General features: G+C 72.6%; 16 protein-coding genes. 8 read left to right on the forward strand and 8 right to left on the reverse strand.

The features are described 5' to 3' along the window. Positions 1-211 precede the first annotated feature (211 nt). From arc to ACSMXO_RS21780, 4 genes are all read right to left on the reverse strand, one after another. Positions 212-1,993, reverse strand: coding sequence for a proteasome ATPase (arc, locus tag ACSMXO_RS21765; protein WP_346260780.1), 1,782 nt, complete (start codon positions 1,991-1,993; stop codon positions 212-214). A gap of 478 nt (positions 1,994-2,471) precedes the next feature. Further along, positions 2,472-3,044: a hypothetical protein gene (locus tag ACSMXO_RS21770; protein WP_346260781.1), complete on the reverse strand. Its 573-nt coding sequence runs from the start codon at positions 3,042-3,044 to the stop codon at positions 2,472-2,474. A gap of 155 nt (positions 3,045-3,199) precedes the next feature. Then, positions 3,200-4,144, reverse strand: coding sequence for a tRNA (adenine-N1)-methyltransferase (locus ACSMXO_RS21775; RefSeq protein ID WP_346260782.1), 945 nt, complete (start codon positions 4,142-4,144; stop codon positions 3,200-3,202). Continuing rightward, positions 4,141-5,295, reverse strand: a complete 1,155-nt coding sequence (locus tag ACSMXO_RS21780) for a site-2 protease family protein (protein ID WP_455413558.1) — start codon at positions 5,293-5,295, stop codon at positions 4,141-4,143. Before ACSMXO_RS21780 ends, ACSMXO_RS21775 begins: the two co-directional genes overlap by 4 nt. A 136-nt stretch (positions 5,296-5,431) precedes the next feature. On the opposite strand from ACSMXO_RS21780, the gene ACSMXO_RS21785 reads away from it, so the two are divergent. From ACSMXO_RS21785 to ACSMXO_RS21805, 5 genes are all read left to right on the forward strand, one after another. Beyond that, complete coding sequence (locus ACSMXO_RS21785; RefSeq protein WP_455413559.1) at positions 5,432-6,523, forward strand: RecB family exonuclease; 1,092 nt, start codon at positions 5,432-5,434, stop codon at positions 6,521-6,523. Between the two features lie 65 nt (positions 6,524-6,588). Next, positions 6,589-7,851: a sensor histidine kinase gene (locus ACSMXO_RS21790; RefSeq protein ID WP_455413560.1), complete on the forward strand. Its 1,263-nt coding sequence runs from the start codon at positions 6,589-6,591 to the stop codon at positions 7,849-7,851. Between the two features lie 76 nt (positions 7,852-7,927). Further along, positions 7,928-8,614: a response regulator transcription factor gene (locus tag ACSMXO_RS21795; RefSeq protein ID WP_346261304.1), complete on the forward strand. Its 687-nt coding sequence runs from the start codon at positions 7,928-7,930 to the stop codon at positions 8,612-8,614. A 905-nt stretch (positions 8,615-9,519) separates the two neighbouring features. After that, complete coding sequence (locus tag ACSMXO_RS21800; protein ID WP_318397188.1) at positions 9,520-10,287, forward strand: ABC transporter ATP-binding protein; 768 nt, start codon at positions 9,520-9,522, stop codon at positions 10,285-10,287. Then, positions 10,287-12,833, forward strand: coding sequence for an ABC transporter permease (locus ACSMXO_RS21805; protein ID WP_455413561.1), 2,547 nt, complete (start codon positions 10,287-10,289; stop codon positions 12,831-12,833). The genes ACSMXO_RS21800 and ACSMXO_RS21805 overlap by 1 nt, the downstream gene beginning before the upstream one ends. Positions 12,834-13,094: 261 nt before the next feature. On the opposite strand, the gene ACSMXO_RS21810 is transcribed toward ACSMXO_RS21805, so the two are convergent. Together ACSMXO_RS21810 and ACSMXO_RS21815 are read right to left on the reverse strand one after the other, a co-directional pair. Then, complete coding sequence (locus ACSMXO_RS21810; protein ID WP_455413562.1) at positions 13,095-13,748, reverse strand: HAD family hydrolase; 654 nt, start codon at positions 13,746-13,748, stop codon at positions 13,095-13,097. Positions 13,749-13,919: 171 nt separating this feature from the next. Continuing rightward, positions 13,920-14,663 carry a neutral zinc metallopeptidase gene (locus tag ACSMXO_RS21815; protein WP_455413563.1) on the reverse strand — a complete coding sequence of 248 codons (744 nt, stop codon included), beginning with the start codon at positions 14,661-14,663 and terminating at the stop codon, positions 13,920-13,922. A gap of 546 nt (positions 14,664-15,209) precedes the next feature. Here ACSMXO_RS21815 and ACSMXO_RS21820 point away from each other — a divergent pair. Next, on the forward strand, positions 15,210-15,479 hold the full coding sequence (locus ACSMXO_RS21820) for a hypothetical protein (protein ID WP_455413564.1): 270 nt from the start codon (positions 15,210-15,212) through the stop codon (positions 15,477-15,479). Next, complete coding sequence (locus ACSMXO_RS21825; RefSeq protein ID WP_455413565.1) at positions 15,476-16,624, forward strand: oxalate decarboxylase family bicupin; 1,149 nt, start codon at positions 15,476-15,478, stop codon at positions 16,622-16,624. Before ACSMXO_RS21820 ends, ACSMXO_RS21825 begins: the two co-directional genes overlap by 4 nt. A gap of 46 nt (positions 16,625-16,670) precedes the next feature. Here the strand turns inward: ACSMXO_RS21825 and ACSMXO_RS21830 are convergent, their stop codons facing one another. Further along, positions 16,671-18,773 (reverse strand): helix-turn-helix transcriptional regulator, encoded by a 2,103-nt coding sequence (locus ACSMXO_RS21830; protein ID WP_455413566.1) that lies wholly within the window; start codon positions 18,771-18,773, stop codon positions 16,671-16,673. 139 nt (positions 18,774-18,912) lie between these two features. Further along, complete coding sequence (metH, locus tag ACSMXO_RS21835) at positions 18,913-22,413, reverse strand: methionine synthase (RefSeq protein ID WP_455419286.1); 3,501 nt, start codon at positions 22,411-22,413, stop codon at positions 18,913-18,915. A 315-nt stretch (positions 22,414-22,728) separates the two neighbouring features. On the opposite strand from metH, the gene ACSMXO_RS21840 reads away from it, so the two are divergent. Then, the gene (locus ACSMXO_RS21840; RefSeq protein WP_318397196.1) at positions 22,729-23,598 is read left to right on the forward strand and encodes a PAC2 family protein; all 870 of its coding nucleotides are present in this window, start codon (positions 22,729-22,731) and stop codon (positions 23,596-23,598) included. Positions 23,599-23,758 lie beyond the last annotated feature (160 nt).

The following is a 23,758-nucleotide window of genomic DNA, read 5'->3' on the forward strand; positions in this document are numbered from 1 at the left end:
CGCTCATGCCGCCGCCTCGCTCCGCTTACCCATGTCGTTGAGCCTAGTCCGCGCCGCCGCCGGATTGTTCGCCCGGTGTGTCGACACGGCCACGGTACGCCTTCACTGCCCGTTCGACCCGATTCGATCTCGGTGGTTCCGGGGCGCGCCGCGGGATCCCGGACAGCACTGTGGGCGCCGCGACCGCGGCGCCCACAGATGCCGTCGTCCGTTACAGGTATTGGCCGGTGTTGCTCGCGGTCTCGATGGACCGGCCAGCCTCCGCGCCCTTGCCACCGGAGACGAGGGTACGGATGTAGACGATCCGCTCCCCCTTCTTGCCGGAGATCCGGGCCCAGTCGTCGGGATTGGTGGTGTTGGGCAGGTCCTCGTTCTCCCGGAACTCGTCGACGCAGGCGTCGAGCAGGTGCTGCAACCGCAGCCCCTTGCGCCCGGAGGAGAGGAATTCCTTGATCGCCATCTTCTTGCCCCGGTCGACGATGTTCTGGATCATCGCGCCGGAGTTGAAGTCCTTGAAGTAGAGGACTTCCTTGTCGCCGTTGGCGTAGGTGACCTCGAGGAAGCGGTTCTCCTCGGTCTCCGAGTACATCCGCAGCACGACCGCCTCGATCATGGCCGCGACCGTGGACTGCGGGTCGTTGCCGTGCTCGGTCAGGTCGTCCGGGTGCAGCGGCAGGCCGGTGAGGATGTACTTGGAGAAGATGTCCTTGGCCGCCTCGGCGTCCGGCCGCTCGATCTTGATCTTCACGTCGAGCCGGCCGGGGCGGAGGATCGCCGGGTCGATCATGTCCTCCCGGTTGGAGGCACCGATCACGATCACGTTCTCCAGGCCCTCGACACCGTCGATCTCGCTGAGTAGCTGCGGGACGATGGTGTTCTCCACGTCGGAGGAGACGCCGGAGCCCCGGGTCCGGAACACCGAGTCCATCTCGTCGAAGAACACGATGACCGGGGTGCCCTCGCCGGCCTTCTCCCGAGCCCGCTGGAAGATCAGCCGGATGTGCCGCTCGGTCTCGCCGACGTACTTGTTGAGCAGCTCCGGGCCCTTGATGTTGAGGAAGTAGCTGGTGTGCTTCTCCTCGCCTCGCCGCTCGGCGATCTTCTTGGCAAGCGAGTTGGCCACCGCCTTGGCGATCAGCGTCTTGCCGCAGCCGGGTGGGCCGTAGAGCAGGATGCCCTTCGGCGGCCGGAGCTGGTGCTCGCGGAAGAGGTCGGCGTGCAGGAACGGCAACTCGACGGCGTCCCGGATCTGCTCGATCTGGGCCTGCAGGCCGCCGATGTCGCCGTAGTCGACGTCCGGCACCTCCTCCAGGACCAGTTCCTCGACCTCACTCTTCGGGATCCGCTCGTACGCGTACGCCGAGCGAGGCTCGATCATGAGCGAGTCACCGGCCCGCAGCGGCGCGCCGATGAGAGTCTCCGCGAGGTGGACGATCCGTTCCTCGTCGGCGTGGGAGATCACCAACGCCCGGTCGCCAGCGCCGCCGGAGGGGCTGTCCAGCACCTCCTTGAGCATGACGACCTCGCCGACCCGCTCGTAGCCGAACGCGTCGACGATGTTGAGCGCGTCGTTGAGCAGGACCTCCTGCCCACGACGCAGCTCCGCCACGTCGAGCGAGGGTGACACCGCCACCCGGAGCTTGCGACCGCCCGTGAAGACGTCGACCGTGCCGTCGTCGTGCCGGGCCAGGAAGACACCATAACCGCTGGGCGGTTGCGCCAGCCGGTCAATCTCCTCCTTGAGCGTGACGATCTGGGCGCGTGCCTCCTTGAGGGTGTTCACGAGCCGTTCGTTGTTCTCCGTGAGTCGAGCCAGCTGCGCCTGTGTCGCCGCCAGCCGTTCCTCAAGCTGCCGGACGTGTCGAGGGCTTTCGGTCAACTTGCGCCGCACCAGAGCGAGTTCCTCTTGAAGAAACGCGACCTGGGTGGAGAGATCGTGGGCCTCCTTCTCCCACCGTGCGGCGCGCGAGTCCGCGTCGTCGCTGCGTGCCACGTCCCACCTCCCCGGGGGCTTGAACGTTCTGCCCTAACACTAACCGCTATGACGCTGATTCGGTTCCACGCAACACCCTCGTCGCCGAACCTTGATCACGTCGTCGACGACCGGTCGGGCCGATGTCGGCCGATCGGGGTACCGTCGCGACGGCCCGGGCAGGGCTGCGCGACCGCCTCCGGCGCTGCCGACCGGCGGCCTCGGGTCGCGGCTGACCAGGGACTCCCACGCCGTAACGCCGTCCTGCCGGCGCCACGGTCCCCGATTCGGCGTCGCGGCGCCACCGCACGTCGCGGCGCCGGCGACCCCGCCAGGTAAGGCTCGGGTGCGTCGCGCCGAGGCCGGGCACACCGGAAACCGCCAGCCGGGCCGGCGGGACGGTTCGGGGACGCGAGGGCGGCGACGGGACGCTCCGGCACGGCGAGGGCGTGAGGTTTCCCACGGGCGAGTACGGGGGCGTTTCTTCACGGCGACCGTGTCACAGGGTGGGACGGCCGACCACCGAGGCGACCAGCCGGGCGAACTCCTCCAGCCGGGAGATCTGCCCCGCGCCGCCGTCGTCGAGCGTCTTGCCGAACCGCAGCGCGTCGTGCCGGGGCGGCACGTGCGCGTCATCGCCCGGCACGCCCTCGTCGAGCGAGCTGAGCAGCAGGTAGACGTCGATGCTGTCGACCCGGATCTGGCCGGTCGGCGTACGGCTCAGCCGGCGCCGGCAGCCCACCTCGCTGACCGTCGAGACCGGCACCACCCGCAACGACGACGTCATCGAGCCCGCCGGGCCGTCGTCAGGTGGCACGTCCTCGCCGTGCCAGAGGATCAGCCGGCTGCCGTCACAGATCGCGACCTCCTGCCAGACCCCGTTCACCTCGTTGACGAAGCGCTCCAGGGTGAAGCCGAGCACCGAGGCACCGTTCAGCACTCCGGTCAGCGCCTCCATCGCGACATCCGGATCGCGCAGGTACGCCCGGGCGGCCGACTCCAGGTCCCGGTACGGCGACCAGTCCGGGAACACGGCCGGCAGGTCTCCCCCGCCGAACGCCGGCCGGCTCATGCCGACACCCCGCTGCACTCACTCATGCCGGCACTCCGCACTGAGCTGCCTGATTCGCTGCACTGAGCTGGCCGATTCGCTCGCTGCGCTCGCTCATGCCGTCTCCTCGCCGTGCTCGGCACGCCCGCTGATGCGTCGACTCCGGCGGGAAAAGTTCACTCCGCAGCCCTCCCGGAGGTCGCCTCGGCCTCCTGCCGCGCTTGGCGGCGCAGCGCGTACGCCTCGGCGCCCTTGCTGGGCTTGCGCCGGCGCGGCGGCGCGGTGACCCCGGGCGCGAGCCGGCGACTGGAGACGAGGAAGGCGGTGTGCGCGATCATGCGGTGGTCTGGGCGCACAGCGAGCCCGTCCGCGTGCCAGTCCCGGACCAGCGACTCCCAGGCCCGCGGCTCGGTGAACCCGCCCCGCTCGCGCAGCGCCTCGACCAGCTCGGAGAGCTGGGGCGTGGTGGCGACGTAACCGATGAACACCCCGCCCGGGACCAGCGCGCGTTCGACCATGTCGAGCGCCTCCCAGGGGGTGAGGAGGTCAAGGATAATCCGGTCGAAACCGGACTCTTGGCAGTCTGCCACGTCGCCCACCCGGAGATTCCAGGCTGGATGCGGTCCACCGAAGAAGGATTCCACATTTCTGCGAGCGATTTCGGAGAAGTCCTCGCGCAGTTCGTAGGAATGCAGTTCGCCCTCCGGGCCGACGGCCCGGAGCAGCGAGCAGGTGAGCGCGCCGGACCCGACACCGGCCTCCAGGACCTTCGCGCCGGGGAAGATGTCGCCCATCGTGACGATCTGGGCCGCGTCCTTGGGATAGATCACCTGCGCACCGCGCGGCATGGAGAGTACGTAGTCCGCGAGCAGCGGCCGCAGCGCGAGGTACGCCGTGCCGCCGGTCGAGGTGACCACGCTCCCATCCGGCAACCCGATCAACGCGTCGTGCTCCAGTGCGCCGCGATGGGTGTGGAAAGACCGCCCGGGCTCCAGTGTGATGGTGTGCATCCGACCCTTCGGGTCGGTGAGCTGGACCCGGTCACCGGGGCGGAACGGCCCTCGGTGCGCCGGCACCGGTGCGGTCGGGACGGCGGGGACGGCGGTGGGCTGTGCGGTCACTGAGTCATCTTCCGTTTCGGCTCCAGGAGCTGCGCCAGGTCGGCGATATGCAGAACGCCGACCACATCTTCGCCTGAGGTCACCAGGTACTGCGCGCCCGGGTGGGCCTGCACCGCGTGCACCACCTGCTCACCGCCGAGCCCGACGGCGAGACTGGGCACCCCGTCCACGCCCCGGGCCACCGCGTCCACCGCCACCCAGGGCCGGCGCTCGACCGGTACGGCGTCGGCGGCGGTCCGGTCGACCAGCGCCACCAGCCGGCCAGACGAGTCCGCGACCCCGAGCGTCGAACCAGGTTGCCCGGCGTCCACCCCGCGCCGCTGCGCCTCGGCCAGCGGCGTGCCGCTCGGCACCGAGAAGACCGGCCGGGCCAGCCGGGCCAGGTCGATGAGGGGGAACCGGCGGCTGATCCGGGCCGCCCGGATCGTCTGACCGGCGCCCTGCCAGAGGGTGAACGCGACCAGCAGCACCAGCGCCAGGCCCAGCCACGGCAGCCCGCCGAGCCAGGTCAGCAGCGTGAAGAGCACGGCGGTGCCGATCGCCACGGCCCGGCCGAACCAGCCGGCCACTTCGGTGGCCAGGTGCCGGTCCCGGGTGACGGCCCAGACCCCGGCCCGCAACGCCCGACCGCCGTCCAGCGGCAGTCCGGGCAGGATGTTGAAGAGCCCGACCAGCAGGTTGCTGGCGGCGAGTTGGAAGGCGAACTGGTTGGCCAGGGTGCCGTCCGGAATGGCGAGCGTGGCGCCGACCCCTACCAGCCCGAGTACCAGGGAGACCGCCGGCCCGGCGAGCGAGACGAGCAGGTCCACCCGGGGTGTCGGGGCGTCCCGCTCCATCTCGGTGTAGCCGCCGAGCAGTTCGAGGGTGATGCCGCGCACTCCGATCCCGTATCGGCGGGCGGTCAGGGCGTGCCCCAACTCGTGCAACAGCACTGAGCCGAGCAGCAGGACCACGAAAACCAGCCCGACGAGATAGCCGGTGAGCTGCGACAACCCGAGCTGCTGCCGGACGAACTCGCCGTACATGACGGTGATCAGGGCTACCAGGAGCAGCATGGACGGGTTGAGGTAGACCGGGACGCCGAAGACCCGACCGACGGTGAGGCCGGGCCGCCGGTCAGCGCCGCGTCGCGGTCGCGAGTTTCCCTCCATCTCCTCAGATGCTACGGAACATCCCGTCGGGTGGGCCCGCCGGTTCGGCCGGGGTGACCGCCGACGATCGGCGCCGGTACGCATGGCGGGGCGGGTGGGCCGGGTTCGGTCGTACCCGTGACATAGCCTTCCGGACATGACGGCGGAGACGGTGACATCGCAGACAGCCATGGGCGGCCCGGCAGATCTCCCGACGGAGACTCCGGCCGCGTCGCGGGTCACCGCATCGCTGTCACCGTCCCGGGCGGCCGACTTCAAGACCTGTCCCCTGCTCTACCGGTTCCGCAGCATCGACCGGCTGCCGGAGCGGCCGAGTGTCGAGCAGGCTCGCGGCACCCTGGTGCACGCGGTGCTGGAACGCCTCTTCGACCTGCCGGCCGAGCAGCGGACGCCGGCCGCCGCCGGTGACCTGGTGGCGCCGCAGTGGGACCGGCTGGTGACCGAGCAGGCGGAGCTGGCCGAGATCTTCACCGCCGGTGACCTCGCCGGTCCAGCCGAGTTCCTGACCTCGGCCCGCGATCTGCTCGACGGCTACTTCACGGTGGAGGATCCCCGTCGGCTGGAGCCGGCCGAGCGGGAGACCCTGGTCTCCACGGTGGTGGACGACCAACTGCTCATCCGGGGCTACATCGACCGGCTGGACGTCTCGCCCGACGGCGCCCTGCGGGTGGTCGACTACAAGACCGGTGGCGCGCCACGGGAGGCGTTCGAGGCCCGGGCACTGTTCCAGCTCAAGTTCTACGCCCTGGTGCTATGGCGCACCCGGGGGGTGGTGCCCAGGGTGCTGCGCCTGCTCTATCTGAAGGACGCGGAGGTCTGCGACTACACCCCCGACGCCGAAGAGCTGGCCCGGTTCGAGCGCACCGTGCTGGCGCTCTGGCGCGCCATCGAGCAGGCCACCCGGGCCCGCGACTTCCGCCCCAAGCCGAGCCGGCTCTGCGACTGGTGCAGTCACCAGGCGCACTGCCCCACCTTCGGCGGCACTCCGCCGCCGTTCCCGGAACCGACCGCGCCGGTCGACCCGACCGCTCCGATCCCGCCACCGTCCCGGCCCGGCGCCCGGTCGGCTCCGGCTCCGGCTCCGGCTCCGGCTCCGGCTCCGGCTCCGGCTCCGGCGAGCGTACCGGGCGCCCCGGCGCTGCCGAGCCAGTCGACCGGGCCGGGCCGGCCGGGCGCGGCCCGGGGGCTCGGGGTCGACTCCGCCCAGGAGGAGCACGGATCCTCCTGAAGGAGGATCCCAGGGTCGCCGCTGGCGACGACCTGTCGCGCCACACAGCGGCTAGCGTCGCCAGCATGACCCCAACCGATGCTCCCGTGACGCCGGCCCCCGGCCGGATCCGCGGGAGCGGGTGGCGCATCCGGCTCGATCCCGGGCAGCGCAGATGGCTGGCCCGGGACGGGCTGCTCGCGGTCGCCGCCGTCGTGGTGGAGGCGGTACTCGTCGGCACGGCGCCGCCGGGCGTCGCCCCGTGGGGGTGGCCCGGGACGGCGTTCTGGAGCGTCCTCTCCGCCGCCCCGATTGCCCTGCGCCGGCTGGCTCCGTGGACGGCGGTGATGCTGGCCGTCCCGATCTTCGTCGCCTCGGTACTGGCCGACGCGCAGCCGGTCACTGTCGGGGCCACCTTCGTGCTGCTGACCTACACCACCGCCGCGCTGCTGCCACTTCGCCAGGCGGCGCTGGCCGCCGGGGCGCTCTGGGGACCGGCGCTGGCCGTCGCCCTCGTCGAGCCGCCGCCGCCCGACTTCACCGAGCCCTCCCCCGCGTACCTGGTCTTCACCCAGGTACTGCTCGCGCTGGTCTGCTTCTTCGTCGGCCGTACGGTGCACGCCCGGCGGGCCACCATCCTGGCCCTGGAGGAGCGGGCCCGGGTCGCCGAGGAGAACCAGCGGTCGCTGGCCGACCAGGCGGTCGCCGACGAGCGCCGGCGGATCGCCCGTGAACTGCACGACGTGGTCGCGCACCACGTCAGCGTGATGGGCGTACTGGCCACCGGGGCGCGCCGGGTGCTGTCCCGGGATCCGGCGGCCACCGACGGTGCACTGGGCACCATCGAGGAGACCAGCCGGACGACCCTGCGCGAGCTGCGCCGGCTGCTGGACGTGCTGCGTACCGACGCCGAGCCGGCCGCCGAGCTGTCCCCGCAACCGGGACTTGCCGGCATCGAGGCGCTGGTGGAGCAGGTGCGGGAGGCCGGCCTGCCGGTGACCCTGCGGGTGGACGGCACGCCGGGCCCGCTGGACCCCGGGGTGGCGCTGACCGTGTTCCGGATCGTGCAGGAGGCACTGACCAACACCCTCAAGCACGCCGGCGCGGCGACCGCCCAGGTGCGGTTGAGTTTCGGGGTCTACTGGCTGATCGTCGAGGTCGCGGACACCGGCCGGGGCCCGGCGCCGGAGAGCGGGCGGCTGGGGCACGGCCTGGTGGGAATGCGCGAACGGATGGCCCTCTACGGTGGAACCCTGCGCACCGGGCCCCGTCCCGGTGGCGGATACCGGGTGTACGCCAAGATGCCGATGGAGCAACTGGGCGCGCCGATCAACAAGGGGGCGGCATGAGCGAGCGTCGCGAGCGAATCAGCCAGCTCAGTGCGGACAAGCCTCATGACGGCACGCAGCGAAGCGGAGTGCCGGCATGAGTGACGGCAGGGACTCCGGCCGGCCGGTACGCGTCCTGCTCGCCGACGACCAGCCGCTGCTGCGTACCGGATTCCGGATGGTGCTGGGCGCGGAGGACGACCTGGACATCGTCGGCGAGGCCGGGGACGGCGTCGAGGCGGTCGACCTGTCCCGACGTCTGCTCCCCGACGTGGTGCTGATGGACATCCGGATGCCCCGGATGGACGGGGTCGCCGCCACCCGGGCGATCATCGACGCCCGGCTACCGGTCCGAGTGCTCATCCTGACCACCTTCGACCTCGACGAGTACGTCGTCGGCGCGCTCCGGGCCGGGGCGAGCGGCTTCCTGGCCAAGGACGTACCCGCCGAGGACCTGGTCACCGCCATCCGCACCGTCGCCGCCGGCGAGGCGGTGGTGGCGCCCCGGATCCTCAAGCGGCTGCTGGACCGGTTCGCCGAGACCCTGCCCGACCCGGACGCCACCCCGCCCAAGGCGATCGGCGTGCTCACCGAGCGGGAGCGTGAGGTGCTGGTCCAGGTGGCCCGGGGGCTATCCAACGCGGAGATCGCCCGGGTGCTGTCGGTCAGCGAGACGACCATCAAGACCCACGTCGGGCACGTGCTGACCAAGCTCGGCCTCCGCGACCGGGTCCAGGCGGTGGTGCTGGCCTACGAGACCGGGCTGGTCCGGCCCGGCGCGTGACGGTGCCGCCATGGCCCGTTCCGCTTGATCGGCTCGTGAAGGTGCCGTCCCCGCGAGCGGAGCCCAGCTCGATCGACCAACCGGCCGCCGCCCCGACGCCGGTGTCGTCCCGAACCCCCGACACCCGTTCACCGTCCCGAGGTCGGTCGCGCACGCCCGCCGACGGTCCCGACGGCGGGCGTGCGCGACCGACCCTGAGTCGTGCTCCGGGTGGGGCCGTCCGGCAGGCGTAGTCGGCGGGCGGCGTACCACCCTGGAGGAGTAGGCCCGACGGCCCGGAGGGCGTACGACCCGCCGGCCGTGGAGTCGTCCAGCCGGAGGACCGGCCCGGGGCACGGGGGCGTACCCGAAGACCATCCCGGCGCACGACGGCCCGCCGGCTTCCCGCGGCTACCGTTCTCCTCAGGTACGGCGAGGGTGGCGGAGGTTCCGCCGCCCGGGCGGATGGAGGGGACGACATGACCGCGACGACGGGGGCAGCGGAGCGGACCGGATCGACGTTCCGGCGATCGACGCACAGCGCAAGCGGATCATGACACACTGATACGACCTGTCCCGAGATCCGGCAGCCGGAGCCGGACAGTGGGGCCGCAACCAAACGTATCCGCCCGATGAGGAATCGGACCGTGAAATGCCGAGCCGATCCGGACCACGAACGAGATCGGCGAACGCCGGCGAGTCGTAGCCCCGGCCCGCCGGGATGCCGACACCGGCGGAGTTGACGGCTCCGACACATACCAGTCAGGGGCAACCCTGATTCGGTATCAGGGCGCACCCGCAGCGAATTTTCCGCGTCGAACTCCGTCGCGGGACGGACGCCGGGGTTGCCCGGGTCGCCGAGGATGGATGCTGCCGGTCGGACCAGGTGGTCCGGCCGGACCAAGAATGTCTAGGGGGAGATGAAAGTGACCGCGACGGTAGCTCGAGGTGCCCAGATGGCCGCCCGGGCCAACGACGTGTGGAAGGTGTACGGCAGCGGGGAGGCACAGGTCGTCGCGCTGCGCGGCGTGAATGCGGAATTCGAAAGGGCCCGGTTCACCGCCATCATGGGACCGTCCGGATCCGGCAAGTCCACCCTGATGCACTGCCTCGCCGGCCTCGACTCGGTAACCCGGGGGACGATCCATATCGGCGACACCGCCGTAACCGGACTCGGTGATGCGGGTCTCACCAAACTGCGCCGGGACAAGGTCGGTTTCATCTTCCAGCAGTTCAACCTGCTGCCCACCTTGACCGCGCTGGAAAACATCCTGCTGCCGCTCTCGATCGCCGGTCGTAAACCCGACAAGGAATGGCTCGACACCGTCATCGACACCGTCGGGCTGCGGGACCGGTTGGGGCACCGCCCGGCCCAGCTCTCCGGCGGGCAGCAGCAGCGGGTCGCCTGTGCCCGGGCACTCGCCTCCCGTCCCGAGGTGATCTTCGCCGACGAGCCGACCGGCAACCTGGACTCCCGGGCCGGCGCCGAGGTGCTCGGCTTCCTGCGCCGCTCCGTCGCGGAATACCAGCAGACCATCGTGATGGTCACGCACGACCCGGTGGCCGCCTCCTACGCCGGCCGGGTGATCTTCCTCGCCGACGGCCAGATCGTCTCCGAACTCATCGAACCGACCCCGGAGACCGTGCTGGACACCATGAAGAAGCTCGACGGGCTCGCCGAGGCGGGGCTCTGATGCTGCGCGCGACCCTGAAGAGCCTGCTCGCCCGCAAGGTCCGGCTGGTTCTCTCCGGCCTGGCCGTCGTGCTCGGCGTGATGTTCGTCTCCGGCGCCTTCGTCCTCACCGACACCCTGGGCCGGTCCTTCGACACCGTCTTCAGCGACGCGTACGCCGGCACCGACGTCGGCGTCAGCGCCAAGCCGAAGATCGACGTCAGCGAGATGGAGGGAATGGAGGTCGCCGCCACCTTCCCGGCCAGCACCCTGGAGCAGGTTCGTAAGGTGCCCGGGGTGGCCAGCGCCACCGGGGTGGCCGCAGCCGACGGCGCCCGGGTGATCGGCAGCAACGGCAAGGTGCTGACCTCCGTCGGCCCGCCCCAGATCGGCTCCAACTGGACCGGCGAGAGCGGTCAGGTCCAACTGCGCGAGGGCCGGGGCCCCACCGCCGACAACGAGGTGGTCGTCAACGCGGGGGTGGCCAAGGCGGCCAAGCTCGCCGTCGGCGACCGGGTCGGCATCCTGACCCTGCAACCGAAGCGCGAGTTCACCGTGGTCGGCATCTACGGCTACAGCGGTGACCGGGACAGCCTCGGCGGCGCCCAGGAGGTCGCGTTCACCGAACGGGTCGCCCAGGAGCTGATGCTGGGCCAGCCCGGCGTCTTCTCCGAGCTCAGCGTCAAGGCGGCCGACGGGGTCGACCCGGCGAAGCTGCGCGACGACATCGCCGGCGCCCTCGGCGGCGGCTACGTGGTCAAGACCGGCGAGCAGCTCTCCGAGGACGCCTCTGCCGGGCTGAAGGAGGGGCTCGCCTTCTTCAACAACATCCTGCTCGGCTTCGCCGGGGTGGCCCTCTTCGTCGGCATCTTCCTGATCCTGAACACGTTCTCGATCATCGTCGCCCAGCGCACCAGGGAACTCGCGCTGCTCCGGGCGATCGGCGCCGGCCGCCGCCAGGTGATCGGCTCGGTCCTGGTCGAGGCCGTCGCGATCGGCCTGGTCGCCTCGGTACTCGGGCTCGGCGCCGGGATCGGCGTGGGCGCCTTGCTGGCGTACGTCTTCGGGCAGACCGCCGGTGGGCTGCAACTGGCCGGGTTGGGCGTACCGCCGGCCGCGGTGATCAGCTCCTTCGCGGTCGGCCTGGTCGTCACGGTCATCGCGGCGGTACTTCCGGCGATGCGGGCCGCCCGGATCCCCCCGGTGGCCGCCATGCAGGACGTGGCGACGCCGGACCGGCCGCTGACGAAGATCTCGGCCGCCGGCGCGGTGGTGGCCGCGCTCGGCGGCACCCTGATGGCGCTCGGCCTCAGCGGCACCGGGGGCAACACCCTGCTGACCATCCTCGGCGGCGTGCTGCTCTCCTTCGTCGGGGTGGCCCTGTTGACCCCGCTGATCAGCCGACCGGTGGTCGGGCTGCTCGGCCGGCTCTTCTCCTGGTCGGTGCCGGGCAAGCTGGGCCGGTTGAACTCGGGCCGCAACCCGCGCCGTACCGCGATCACCGCCGCCGCGCTGATGGTCGGCATCGCCCTGGTCACCGGCGTGACGGTGATCCTCGACTCGGCCAAGAGCAGCATCACGGCGCTGGCCGAGGACACCATCCAGGCCGAGCTGGTGATCTCCGGGGCGCAGACCGGCCCCCGGCCGCCGAGCTTCGACCCGGCGGTGCTGGACCAGGCCGCCGAGCTACCCGGCGTGGCCATGGTGGCCGGCCTGTACGGCGACCGCGCGGTCATCGGCGGCAAGCAGGGCTGGATCACCGCGACCAGCAGCGTGCCCGCGCTGCGGGAGATCTACCGGGCCACCCCGACCGCCGGCAGCATCGACTCGCTCGGCCCCAACCAGCTCATGGTCGACTCGAAGACCGCGAAGGACCGGGGCCTGTCGGTCGGGGACACCCTGCCGGTGCAGTTGTCCCGGGGCGATGCCCGGACCTACACGGTGAGCGGCATCTACGCCGAGTCCGACCTGTTCGGCGGGTTCGTCGTTCCGGCCTCGGCGGCGGCGAACTTCGCGGTGCCGCAGCCGACGCAGGCGTACCTGAAGCTGGCGCCGGGCGCCTCGGTCGACGAGGTGATGCCGCGGGTCGAGACGCTGCTCGCGGACAGCCCCGAGGTGTCGGTAGCCGACCGGGCCGACTTCATCGAGCAGCAGGCCGGCCAGCTCGACGGTCTGCTGACGATGATTCAGATCCTGCTGGCGCTGGCGATCGTAATCGCCGTACTCGGCATCGTGAACACGCTCGCGCTGTCGGTGCTGGAGCGGACCCGGGAGCTGGGTCTGCTGCGGGCCATCGGCCTGCGGCGGAGTCAGACCATGCGGATGATCACCGTCGAGGCGGTGGTGATCTCGGTCTTCGGTGCCCTGCTCGGGGTGGCGGTCGGCACCGGGCTCGGCGCCGCCGTGGTCCGGGCGCTGCGCGAGGACGGCATCACCAACCTGGTGCTGCCGTGGACCGAGATGGGCGTCTTCCTCGGCCTGGCGGCCGTGGTCGGGGTGATCGCGGCGGTGCTGCCGGCGATCCGCGCCGCTCGGCTGAACGTGCTCGGCGCGATCGCGCACGAGTAGCGGGCCGGCCTGCGGCCGTGGGGGTCCGTGGGCAGCAGGGCCGGGGGCGGCGTCGGGACGGGCGCCGCCCCCGGCCGCGTTTCCGTTCCTGTACGCCGCCGCCGGCGGCGTTCGGTTGCTGGACGCCGGCCCTGGCCACGTTCCGTTGCTGGACGCCGCTGGCCGCGTCCCGGACCCGGGCGCCGCCCGGCCGGGTTCCGGCTACGGTGCCCGGCGGGTCGAAAGCCGTGGCGGCGCCCGGGGCACCGGCTCAGCGCGTGGTCAGCGGGGCAGGTCGAGCGGGGAGAGCAGGCCGGAGAGCAGGTCCAGGTCGACTTCGGTCAGCGTCTCCAGCAGGCGTACCCCGTCGGCCGGGTCGATCGGCACCGCGTGCGGCACGGCGAGTACGGCGGCTCCGGCGGCGAGCGCACTGGCCACCCCGGCCGGCGAGTCCTCGATCGCCACGCAGCGGGAAATCGGCACGTCCAGCAGCCGGGCCGCCGTCAGGTACGGCTCCGGGTCCGGCTTGGTGGCGGCCACCTCGTCACCGCAGACCACCACGTCGAAGGTGTCCCGGCCGAGCGTCTCCAATGCGATCTCCACCACCGCGCGCCGGGTGGAGGTGACCAGCGCGGCCGGTACCGCGGCGGCGCGTACCGCGGTCACCAGGGCCAGCGCCCCGGGCCGCCACTTCAGGTCGGTCAGGAACAGCTCGCCGACCCGGCGGTCGACCCAGGCGGCGCTGACCGCCGGGTCCCGCCACGGCTGGCCCAGGTCGCTGTGCAGGATCTCCATCGAGACGGCCATGTCGGTGCCGACCATGGCGAGCCGGGCCGCCTCGGAGAGCGTGCCGCCGTAGTGCGCGGCGAGTTCCTGGAGCCCGATGTCCCACAACCGCTCGCTGTCCACCAGCGTGCCGTCCATGTCGAAGAGCACTGCGGCGAGATGCTGGCTGTTCAGGGCTTCCTCCCGGATCGGACGCGAGCTGCCGGGTCCGATCCTGCCAACGCGGGTGGATGATCTCCCGGTACCGGCCCGGAAGTGTGGCGGATGCCTCAGCCGGGCCGGCCGGGCCGGGCGCCTCACCGGTCTGGCCGCCCCGGTCGCTCAGCCGAGGTCGCAGGCGTCCAGCGAGCGCTGGTAGCCGGCGAAGAACGCGTCGGTGCGCTGCTGCGCGGTCCCGTGCGCTCCCTCGGCGAACCAGGGCTGGCCGGGCTCGTCGGCGACCGCTCGCAGCCCGGCGCCCAGCTCGTCGAGGTCGCCGTCCTCGATCGTCAACGCCCGGGCCCGCACGGAGTCCCCGAGGTACGCCCCGGCCATGCAGTCGGCCTGCAACTCCTGCTGGATGGTGAAGTCGTACCGGATGCCGAGCCGCACCTGCACGCCGTGCGCGTACTCGTGCCCGAGCAGGTAGTACAGGAACGCGTCGCCGACCTGCCGGAACGCGGCGACCGCCCAGTTGACGTCGTACGCGATGAAGTCGCCCGCCGAGCAGTAGACGGCGTTGTTGCGCGGCAGTACCTGGCCGGCACAGTCGACCTCGCCGTCTCGTTGGTAGGTGACGATCCGGCGGATCGGTCGGAACCGCTCCCCTGCCGCCTCGAACCGCCCCGTCCAGTACTCCTCGGCGACCCGCACCGCACCTTCGATGTCGCGCTCGAACTCGTCCACCGTCATGGTGCCGTCGGCCCCGGCCCCGGCGCTGCCGCTCGCGGCGGGCGTTCCCTGATCGCCCGGCACCGACGGATCGTCCTCGCCCGTCCCCCCGGCGAAGCAGGCGCCCGCGACGACCAGCGTCACGATCAGCGCGAGCGGCGGCCAGAACCGGTCGGTACGGCGCAACGGACGCATCGCGGCCTCCCACGGGTCGACGGACCAGAACACTTCCCAGGGTGGGCACCGGGCCAAACCCCGCCCGGTGAGCGGCCGGAGACCCGCCACAAGTATGCGGCGGCGCGGTACCAGGTATGCGGAGTGCGCCGGCCCCCGTGCACCGGCCGGCCCGACCAGGGCGGCATCGAACAGCTTGCGCACCGGCCGGCCCGTGCGCCGCGCCGCGCCGCGCCGCATTTCCCGCGATCACGTGAGATTGTCGCCGCGGTTCCCGGCTAGACCGGAGGCGTGACGACGACCAACGCCCTGTCGGGACGGGCCACAACCGACCGGGCCGCAACCGACCGGGCCGCAACCGACCGGGCCGCAACCGCCGGCGACTGAGCCGGCCGCCGGAGCCCCGCCCAGGATCGCGGCCACCGCCGGCGCCGTGGCCGCCACGCTCGGCGCGGCCCGCCGCACTCCCGTCCGGTGCCGAGCGGCGGCCACGCCCCCCCCCCCCCCCCCCCCCCCCCCCCCCGCCGCAGGCCGGGAGCGACCGCGCGACCATCCGAGAGGAGTCCCATGACCGTTCCGCTGGGCCGGACCCGGCGCAACCTCGGCGCCCTCACCGTACTGACCGTCGGTGCCGCGCTGACCGGCGCACCACTCTGGACAGTGCTGGTGCTGGCCCTGACCTGCTTCGCCATCCCGGCCGCCGTCGGGCTGCACGGCGGATCCCGGCTGGTGCGGACGCTCCTGCTCGGCGCGGCCTCCCCGCGGCCGCCGCAACACGAGCACGTGCATCGGATCCGACCACCGGAAATCAGTCGACGAAGGGAAGAACTGGTATGAGCCGAACGTCGCGCGACGACCTGCCCGAGCCGAAACGCGGTACCGCGGGCGGCCTCGACGTCGGACCTCGAAACGTCGGGCTGGACCGGCAGAACCCGGATTTGCTGGTACCGCCACCAACCGACCGGGGCACGGTGCCCAACCTGAGGTTCTCGTTCTCCAACGCGCACACCCGGATCGAGGAGGGCGGCTGGACCCGCGAGGTGACCCAGCGCGAGTTGCCGATCGCCAGCACGCTCTCCGGGGTCGACATGGCCCTCGAACCGGGCGCCTACCGCGAGCTGCACTGGCACAAGCAGGCCGAGTGGGCGTACGTGCTGGCCGGAAGCTGCCGGATCGGCGCGGTCGACCAGGAGGGGCGCAACTTCCTCGACGACGTCTCCCAGGGCGATCTGTGGTTCTTCCCGAAGGGGGTGCCGCACCACATTCAGGCTCTCGACGACGGGGTGGAGTTCCTGCTCGTCTTCGACGACGGCGCCTTCTCGGAGAACGGCACCTTCCTGATCAGCGACTTCTTCGCGCACACCCCGAAGGAGGTGATCGCGAAGAACTTCGGCTGGCGTACGGAGCAGCTCGCCGACCTGCCGGAGAAGGAGAAGTACATCTTCCGGGGGCAGGGACCGCCCCCGCTCGACTCGGACCGGGTGATCAGCCCCACCGGGGACGTGCCGCGTACCTTCAAGCACCGGTTGCACGCCCAAGCACCCGAGCGCTTCGACGGCGGCACGGTACGGATCGCCGACGTGACGAACTTCGCCGCCTCCACCACCATCTGCGCGGCACTGGTGGAGATCGAGCCCGGCGCGATGCGCGAACTGCACTGGCATCCCACCGACGACGAGTGGCAGTACTACATCTCCGGTTCCGGCCGGATGGGGGTCTTCGCCGGCTCCGGCGTGAACCGGACCTTCGACTACCGGTCCGGCGACGTCGGCTACGTGCCGTTCGCGTACGGCCACTACATCGAGAACACCGGCAGCGAGCCGCTGGTGTTCCTGGAGATGTTCCGCAACCCACGGTTCGAGGACATCTCGCTGGCCCAGTGGATGGCGAACACCCCGCCGCAGGTCGCCGCCGACACCCTCAACCTGCCCCGCTCGCTGGTCGAGTCGATCCCGAGGACGAAGCGGCCGATCGCCTCCTGATCCGGGGCAGCACCGCACCGGACCCGCCCGGGTCGCACCGGCCGGATCAGTCGCGCCCCGCCGGCTCGCCCGGCGCCGGAACGGGCCCGGCCGGCTCGGGTCCTGCCGGGGTGGGCCGGGTCCGGTCCTCCCGGGCGGCCCACAACCGGGCCAGTTCCAGCCGGTTCCGCACGCCCAGTTTCGCGTACACCGCCCGGAGCTGGGCGTCGACGGTGTGGAAGGAGACGAACAGGCTCGCCGCCGCCTGCTGCTTCGTCGCCCCGCCGGCCAGCAGTTCGGCGACCCGGGTCTCGGCGGCGGTCAACGCGCCGAACCCGGCGCCGTGCCGGCCGGCCCGGTGCCGGCGCTCCGACGCCACCAGGGCTCGCCCGCGGCGGACCGCCCGCTCCTGGTCACCGGTCGCACCGAGCCGGCCGAACAGCGCGGCGGCCTCCTCGGCCGCCCGCCGGGCCTCCGCCCGCCCGGTGCCGGGCGTACCGGCCAGGTCGTGCAGCGCGTCGGCCAACGCCGGCCGGGCCGAGGTGGTACGCAACTGCCCCACCGCGCTGCGGAGCAGCACCGGATCCTGCTCCACCAGCCCGGCGACGTGCTGCGCGACGCCCCACCACAGTCCGCTGTCCACCCGCTCCGCGATCCGGACCAGCTGGTCGGCGAGCTGCCGCGCCCGGTGCGGGTCGCCGAGCAGCGACGCGGCCCGGGTCAGCGCCGGCGCCTGCTGCGGGACCAGGAGCAGGGGGCGTACCGACCGGGCCAGCGTGTCGACGGCCGCCCGGAGCAACCCGGCGTGCCGGCCGGGCTCCGGGTCGAAGGCGGCGGCGCCGGCCAGCCGTACCCACGCCACGGCGTCAGGCCAATCCATCGGCGGCTCGACGCCGGCCAGCAGCTCGCGGGCGGTCTCCGGCTCGCCCTGCCGGAACGCCACCTCCACCCGTACCGCCAGCAGCTCGGCGTGGACCTCGTCGGCGAGCTGGCCGGCGGGACAGCGCCGCAACGCCAGGCCGGCCCGGGCCGACGCCTCCGGAAGTTCACCCGCGGCCACCCGGAGCCGGCAGTCCAGCGCCGCCAGCATCGGCTGGGCCGCCCCGCCCAGGCTGCCCAGATCCACCTCCGCGAACCGCAGTGCCGTGCCGGCCTCGTCGTACTCGCCGCAGGCGAGCTGGCAGGCGATCCGTTCGGCCCGCAGGAAGGCGGCCTGGGCCCGGGCCGCCGGCGCGCTCGGGTCGACCTGGCCGAGCACCTGCCGGGCGGCCGGCAGATCCCCGCCGGCCAGCGCATTGCCGGCCCGGGCCAGCGCCAACCGGATCTCGCCGTCCGGGCTCGGCGCGTCGGCGTGGGCCCGGTCCGCCGCCGCCAGCAGCGACTCCAGATCCGGCCGACCGAGCCGGCCCGCCACCGCCGCCAGCGTGCTCAGCAGCCAGCTCCGGTGCCCGGGCAGCAGGTCGGGCTGGGCCAGGGCCCGGTCCAGGTAGTCGAAGGCCAGCGACGGCCGGCCGGTGGCGTACCAGGCGCCGAGCCGGCCGAGCAGCAACGCCCGGTATCCGGCCCCGGCCCGATCGGCCGCGATCTCGTCGCCGAGGATCGCCAGCGCCGGCTCGATCCGGCCGGCCAGCATCAGGTGGTCGACCGCGGCCAGCGCCCAGTCCCGGCGCAGCTCCGGACCGAGCGCGGGATCCTGACCGGCCCGGGCCGCGAGCAGCAGGTCGGCCGCCGTCGACGGATCGACCGCCGGATCGGCGACCAGCCGGGAGACCAGGGGTACGTCGACCCGCCCGGCCACCTCCAGCACCCGGAGCAGGTGCTCGGCGGCGGCTGCCGCGCGCGCCCCGTCGGCCAGTACGCCGGCCGCCCGGTTGTGCAGCGCGGCCAGCAACGACGGCGGGATTCCCCGGCGTACGGCATCGCGCAGCTCGACTGAGCCGGGCCGCAGACCGCCGGGCGAGTCCACGAGCGCACCCCGGGCGATCAGCGCCTCGACGTCGTCGTGCAGCCCCGGACCGGACCGGTCGGTCATCCGCTCCACGAACCAGATCTGGCACGGGTCGTCGCAGATCGCCACCGCCCGGAGGATCCACCGCTGGGCGGTGGAGGCGACCGGTAGCCCGTCCGCCGCCGGCCCGCCCGGCCGGTCCAGAGTGAACGACGTGGCCATGGCACCCCCTCGGCGGCGACCGTGACCGGGCACGAGACGGATTCGGCCTCCATCCGGAGGCTATCCACGGCGTTCCCGACCGCGCCGGAGTTCGCCGGCAATTACCTCCGCCGGTTACCGGGCGTCTCTCCGCCGCCGGTCACCTGGCGTTGAAGTAGCTGGCCTCCGGATGGTGCACCACGATGGCGTCGGTCGCCTGCTCCGGCACGAGCTGGAACTCCTCGGAGAGCCGGACCCCGATCCGCTCCGCGCCGAGCAGCTCGACCAGCTTCGCCCGGTCCTCCAGGTCCGGGCAGGCCGGATAGCCGAACGCGTACCGGCAGCCCCGGTAGTCGGTACGCAGCAGCCCGGCGAGGTCGGCCGGGTCGTCGTCGGCCACGGTACGGCCGTCGGGCAGGGTCAGCTCGGCCCTGATCCGGCGGTGCCAGTACTCGGCGAGAGCCTCGGTGAGCTGCACCGACAGCCCGTGCACCTCCAGGTAGTCCCGGTACTCGTCACCGGCGAAGAGCTTCGCGGCGTACTCGCTGATCGGCTGCCCGACGGTGACCAGTTGCAGCGCGACGACGTCGAGCTGGTCGCCCCGGGGCCGGAAGAAGTCGGCGAGGCAGAGCCGGCGCTCCTGCCGCTGCCGGGGGAAGCTGAACCGGGCCCGTTCGGTGGCGCCCCGCTCGTCGAGCAGCACCAGGTCGTTGCCGTCGGAGTAGGCCGGGAAGTAGCCGTAGACCACCGCCGCCTCCAGTACCCGGTCGGCGGCGAGCCGGTCGAGCCAGGAGCGCAGCCGGGGCCGGCCCTCGGTCTCCACCAGTTCCTCGTAGCTCGGCCCGGTCCCGCCGCGCGACCCGCGCAGCCCCCACTGGCCGAGGAACGTCGCCCGCTCGTCGAGCAGGGCCGCGTAGTCGGCCAGCGGGATGCCCTTGACGACCCGGGTGCCCAGGAACGGCGGCGCCGGCACCGCGACGTCGGTCGCCACGTCGGAGCGGACCGAGTCGTCGGAGAGGTCCGGCAGCGCCACCGTGGCCCGGGCCCGCTGCCGGTCCCGGCGGGCCCGCCGGGCGGCCAGTGCCGCCTGCCGCTCGGCGTCCACCACCGGGGCACCGCCGCGCTTCGCCGCCATCAGCCGGTCCATCAGGGACAGTCCCTCGAAGGCGTCCCGGGCGTAGTGCACCTCGCCCGGGTAGGTCGACCGGAGGTCGTCCTCGACGTACGACCGGGTCAGCGCCGCACCGCCGAGCAGCACCGGCCAGCGCCCGGCGACCCCCCGGGACGCCATCTCGGCCAGGTTCTCCTTCATCACCACGGTGCTCTTCACCAGCAGGCCGGACATCCCGATGGCGTCCACGGCATGCTCCTCGGCGGCCTCCAGGATCGCCGCGACCGGCTGCTTGATCCCGAGGTTGACCACCTCGTAGCCGTTGTTGGACAGGATGATGTCGACCAGGTTCTTGCCGATGTCGTGCACGTCGCCCTTGACGGTGGCGAGCACGATGCGGCCCTTGCCGCCGTCGTCGGACTTCTCCATGTGCGGTTCGAGATGGCCCACCGCGGCCTTCATCACCTCGGCCGACTGGAGCACGAACGGCAACTGCATCTGGCCGGCGCCGAACAGCTCGCCGACCACCTTCATCCCGTCCAGCAGCAGTTCGTTGATGATGGTCAGCGCCGGCCGGCTGGTCAGCGCCTCGTCGAGGTCGGCCTCCAGCCCGTTGCGCTCGCCGTCGACGATCCGCCGCTTCAGCCGCTCGTCGACCGGCAGCGCCGCCAGCTCCTCCGCCCGGCTGGCCCGGGCCGAGGCGGCGTCCACCCCCTCGAAGAGTTCGATGAACCGCTGCACCGGGTCGTGGCCGGGCCGGCGCCGGTCGTAGACCAGGTCGAGCGCCGCCTCGCGCTGCTCGTCCGGGATCCTGGCCATCGGCAGGATCTTGCTGGCGTGCACGATGGCGCTGGTCAGGCCGGCCTGCACGCACTCGTGCAGGAAGACCGAGTTGAGCACCTGCCGGGCCGCCGGGTTCAGCCCGAACGAGACGTTCGAGATGCCGAGCGTGAAGTTGACCCCGGGATAGCGGCGGGCGATCTCCCGGATCGCCTCGATCGTCTCGATGCCGTCCCGGCGGGTCTCCTCCTGGCCGGTGGCGATCGGGAAGGTGAGGCAGTCGACCAGGATGTCCCGCACGTCGATCCCCCACCGGCCGGTGAGGTCGTCGACCAGCCGGGACGCCACCCGCACCTTCCACTCGGCCGTCCGGGCCTGCCCCTCCTCGTCGATCGTCAGTGCCACCACCGCGGCGCCGTGCTCGCGGACCAGCGGCAGCACCCGGGCGTACCGGGAGTCGGGGCCGTCGCCGTCCTCGAAGTTCACCGAGTTGACCACGCACCGGCCGCCGAGCATCTCCAGCCCGGCCTCGATCACCGCCGGCTCGGTCGAGTCCAGCATGATCGGCAGGGTGGAGGCGGTGGCGAACCGGCCGGCGATCTCCCGCATGTCGCGTACGCCGTCCCGGCCGACGTAGTCGACGCAGAGGTCGAGCAGGTGCGACCCGTCCCGGGCCTGGCTCCGGGCGATCTCCACACACGCCTGCCAGTCCCCGGCCAGCATCGCCTCCCGGAACGCCTTGGAGCCGTTGGCGTTGGTGCGCTCACCGACCATCAGCACGCTGGCGTCCTGGGCGAACGGCACCTGGTGGTAGAGGCTCGCCACCCCGGGCTCCGGCTCCGGCGTCCGGGGCCGCGCCACCGCGCCATCCAGCCGGTCCACCACCGCCCGGATGTGCTCCGGAGTGGTACCGCAGCAGCCGCCGACCAGGGACAGGCCGTAGCCTGCTACGAACCCCGCCAGCGCGTCCGCCAACTCCTCTGGGGTCAGCGGATAGCGGGCCCCGTCGGCGGTCAACTCCGGCAGGCCGGCGTTCGGCATCACCGACAGCGGGATCCGGGCGTGCCGGGCCAGGTAGCGCAGATGCTCGGTCATCTCGGCCGGCCCGGTGGCGCAGTTGAGGCCGATCAGGTCGATGCCGAGCGGCTCCAGCGCGGTCAGCGCCGCGCCGATCTCGCTGCCCAGCAGCATCGTCCCGGTGGTCTCGACCGTGACGTGGCAGATCACCGGCAGCTCCCGGCCCGCCTCGGCCAGCGCCCGGCGGGCACCGACCACCGCCGCCTTGACCTGGAGCAGGTCCTGGCAGGTCTCCACGATCAGCCCGTCCACCCCGCCGGCGACCAGTCCGGCCGCGTTGCGCTGGTACGCGTCGCGCAGCTCCCGGTAGCCCAGGTGTCCCAGCGTCGGCAGCTTGGTCCCCGGCCCCATCGCGCCGAGTACGTACCGGGGCCGCTCCGGGGTGCCCGCCGCATCGGCGGCCTGCCGGGCCAGCCGGGCGCCGGCCTCGGCCAGCTCGGTGATCCGGTCCTCGATGCCGTACTCGCGCAGGGCGGAGAGGTTGGTGCCGAAGGTGTTCGTCTCGACACAGTCCGCCCCGGCGGCGAGGTACGCCTCGTGGACCCGCCGGACGACGTCGGGGCGGGTCACGTTGAGTATCTCGTTGCACCCCTCGTGGCCCTCGAAGTCGTCCAGGCTCAGCTCGGCCGCCTGCAACATCGTCCCCATCGCACCGTCGGCGACCAGCACCCGGTCGCCGAGCGCGTCACGCAGCGGAGTCGGCACGGCTCCAGGCTAGCCCTGACGTCGTTCCGGCGACCCGTTGTAGGCGTAGCGTTCCGCAACATACGCCGGTCGGACAATCGCCCCTTCCGTCCCGGATGTCCGGGCCGACCCGATGGCGGCCGACCGCCCGGAGCGTGCCCCCGGCGACCGAGCCGGCGCGGCCGGCGGGCCGCATCCGAGTCAGGGACGTAGGCTGACGGACGTGAGGGACAACAGGGACGGCAGCACCAGGCACATCGCGGGCACGACCGGACGGCACCGGACCGCCCGGCTCGGCCGTGGCACGCACGCTGGGGGTAGGGCGTGACCGAGTTCGACGGGCTGCCCGTACTGCGCTCGCCGGTCGCGATCGCGGCCTTCGAGGGCTGGAACGATGCGGCCGACGCCTCCACCGCGGCGGTCGAACACCTCGAACAGGTGTGGCAGGCACGCCAGATCACCGAACTCGACCCCGAGGAGTTCTACGACTTCCAGGTGAGCCGACCGACGATCACGATGGCCGACGGCGAGACCCGCCGGGTCGAGTGGCCGACCACCCGGTTCATGAGGGCCAGCCCGGACGGTACCGACCGGGACGTGGTGCTGATCCGGGGCATCGAGCCGAGCATGCGCTGGCGCACCTTCTGCGAGCAGGTGCTGGAGCTCTGCCACAGCTTGGAGATCAACCGGATCGTGCTGCTCGGCGCGCTGCTGGCCGACGTGCCGTACACCCGGCCGCTGCCGATCAGCGGCAGCGCCTCGGACAAGGACGCCGCCGAGCGCTACCAGCTCACCCCGACCCGCTACGACGGCCCGACCGGGATCGTCGGGGTGCTGCACGACGCGGCCACCCGGGCCGAGGTCGACGCCGTGTCGTTCTGGGTGCACGTGCCGCACTACGCCAACAACCCGCCCTGCCCGAAGGCGACGCTGGCCCTGCTGCACCGGGTCGAGGAGGTGCTCGACTTGCCCGTCCCGATGTCGGACCTGGCCGAGGAGGCCGCCGAGTGGGAGCAGCGGGTCCGCACCGCCGCCGAGCAGGACGCCGAACTCGGCGAGTACGTCCGCGAACTGGAGGAACGGGTCGGCGACGCCGGCATCCAGCCGCTGACCGGCGACGAGATCGCCCAGGAGTTCGAGAAGTACCTGCGCCGTCGCGGCGGCTCGGCCGGCCCCACTGCCGGCTCCTGGTAGACCCGGGTTGCCGCGCCGGCAGCGCCACCGGGCCGGCCACTCCGGCGTGGCCAGCCCGGACAGGTGACGCCCGCCCGCGACACCGTCCCGCTTCCACCCGTGGCGCCCCCGGCTGACCACCGCACCGCGCGCGGTGCCGCACCCTACCTACCCACCGCCC

This window comes from Plantactinospora sp. DSM 117369 (assembly GCF_053764795.1).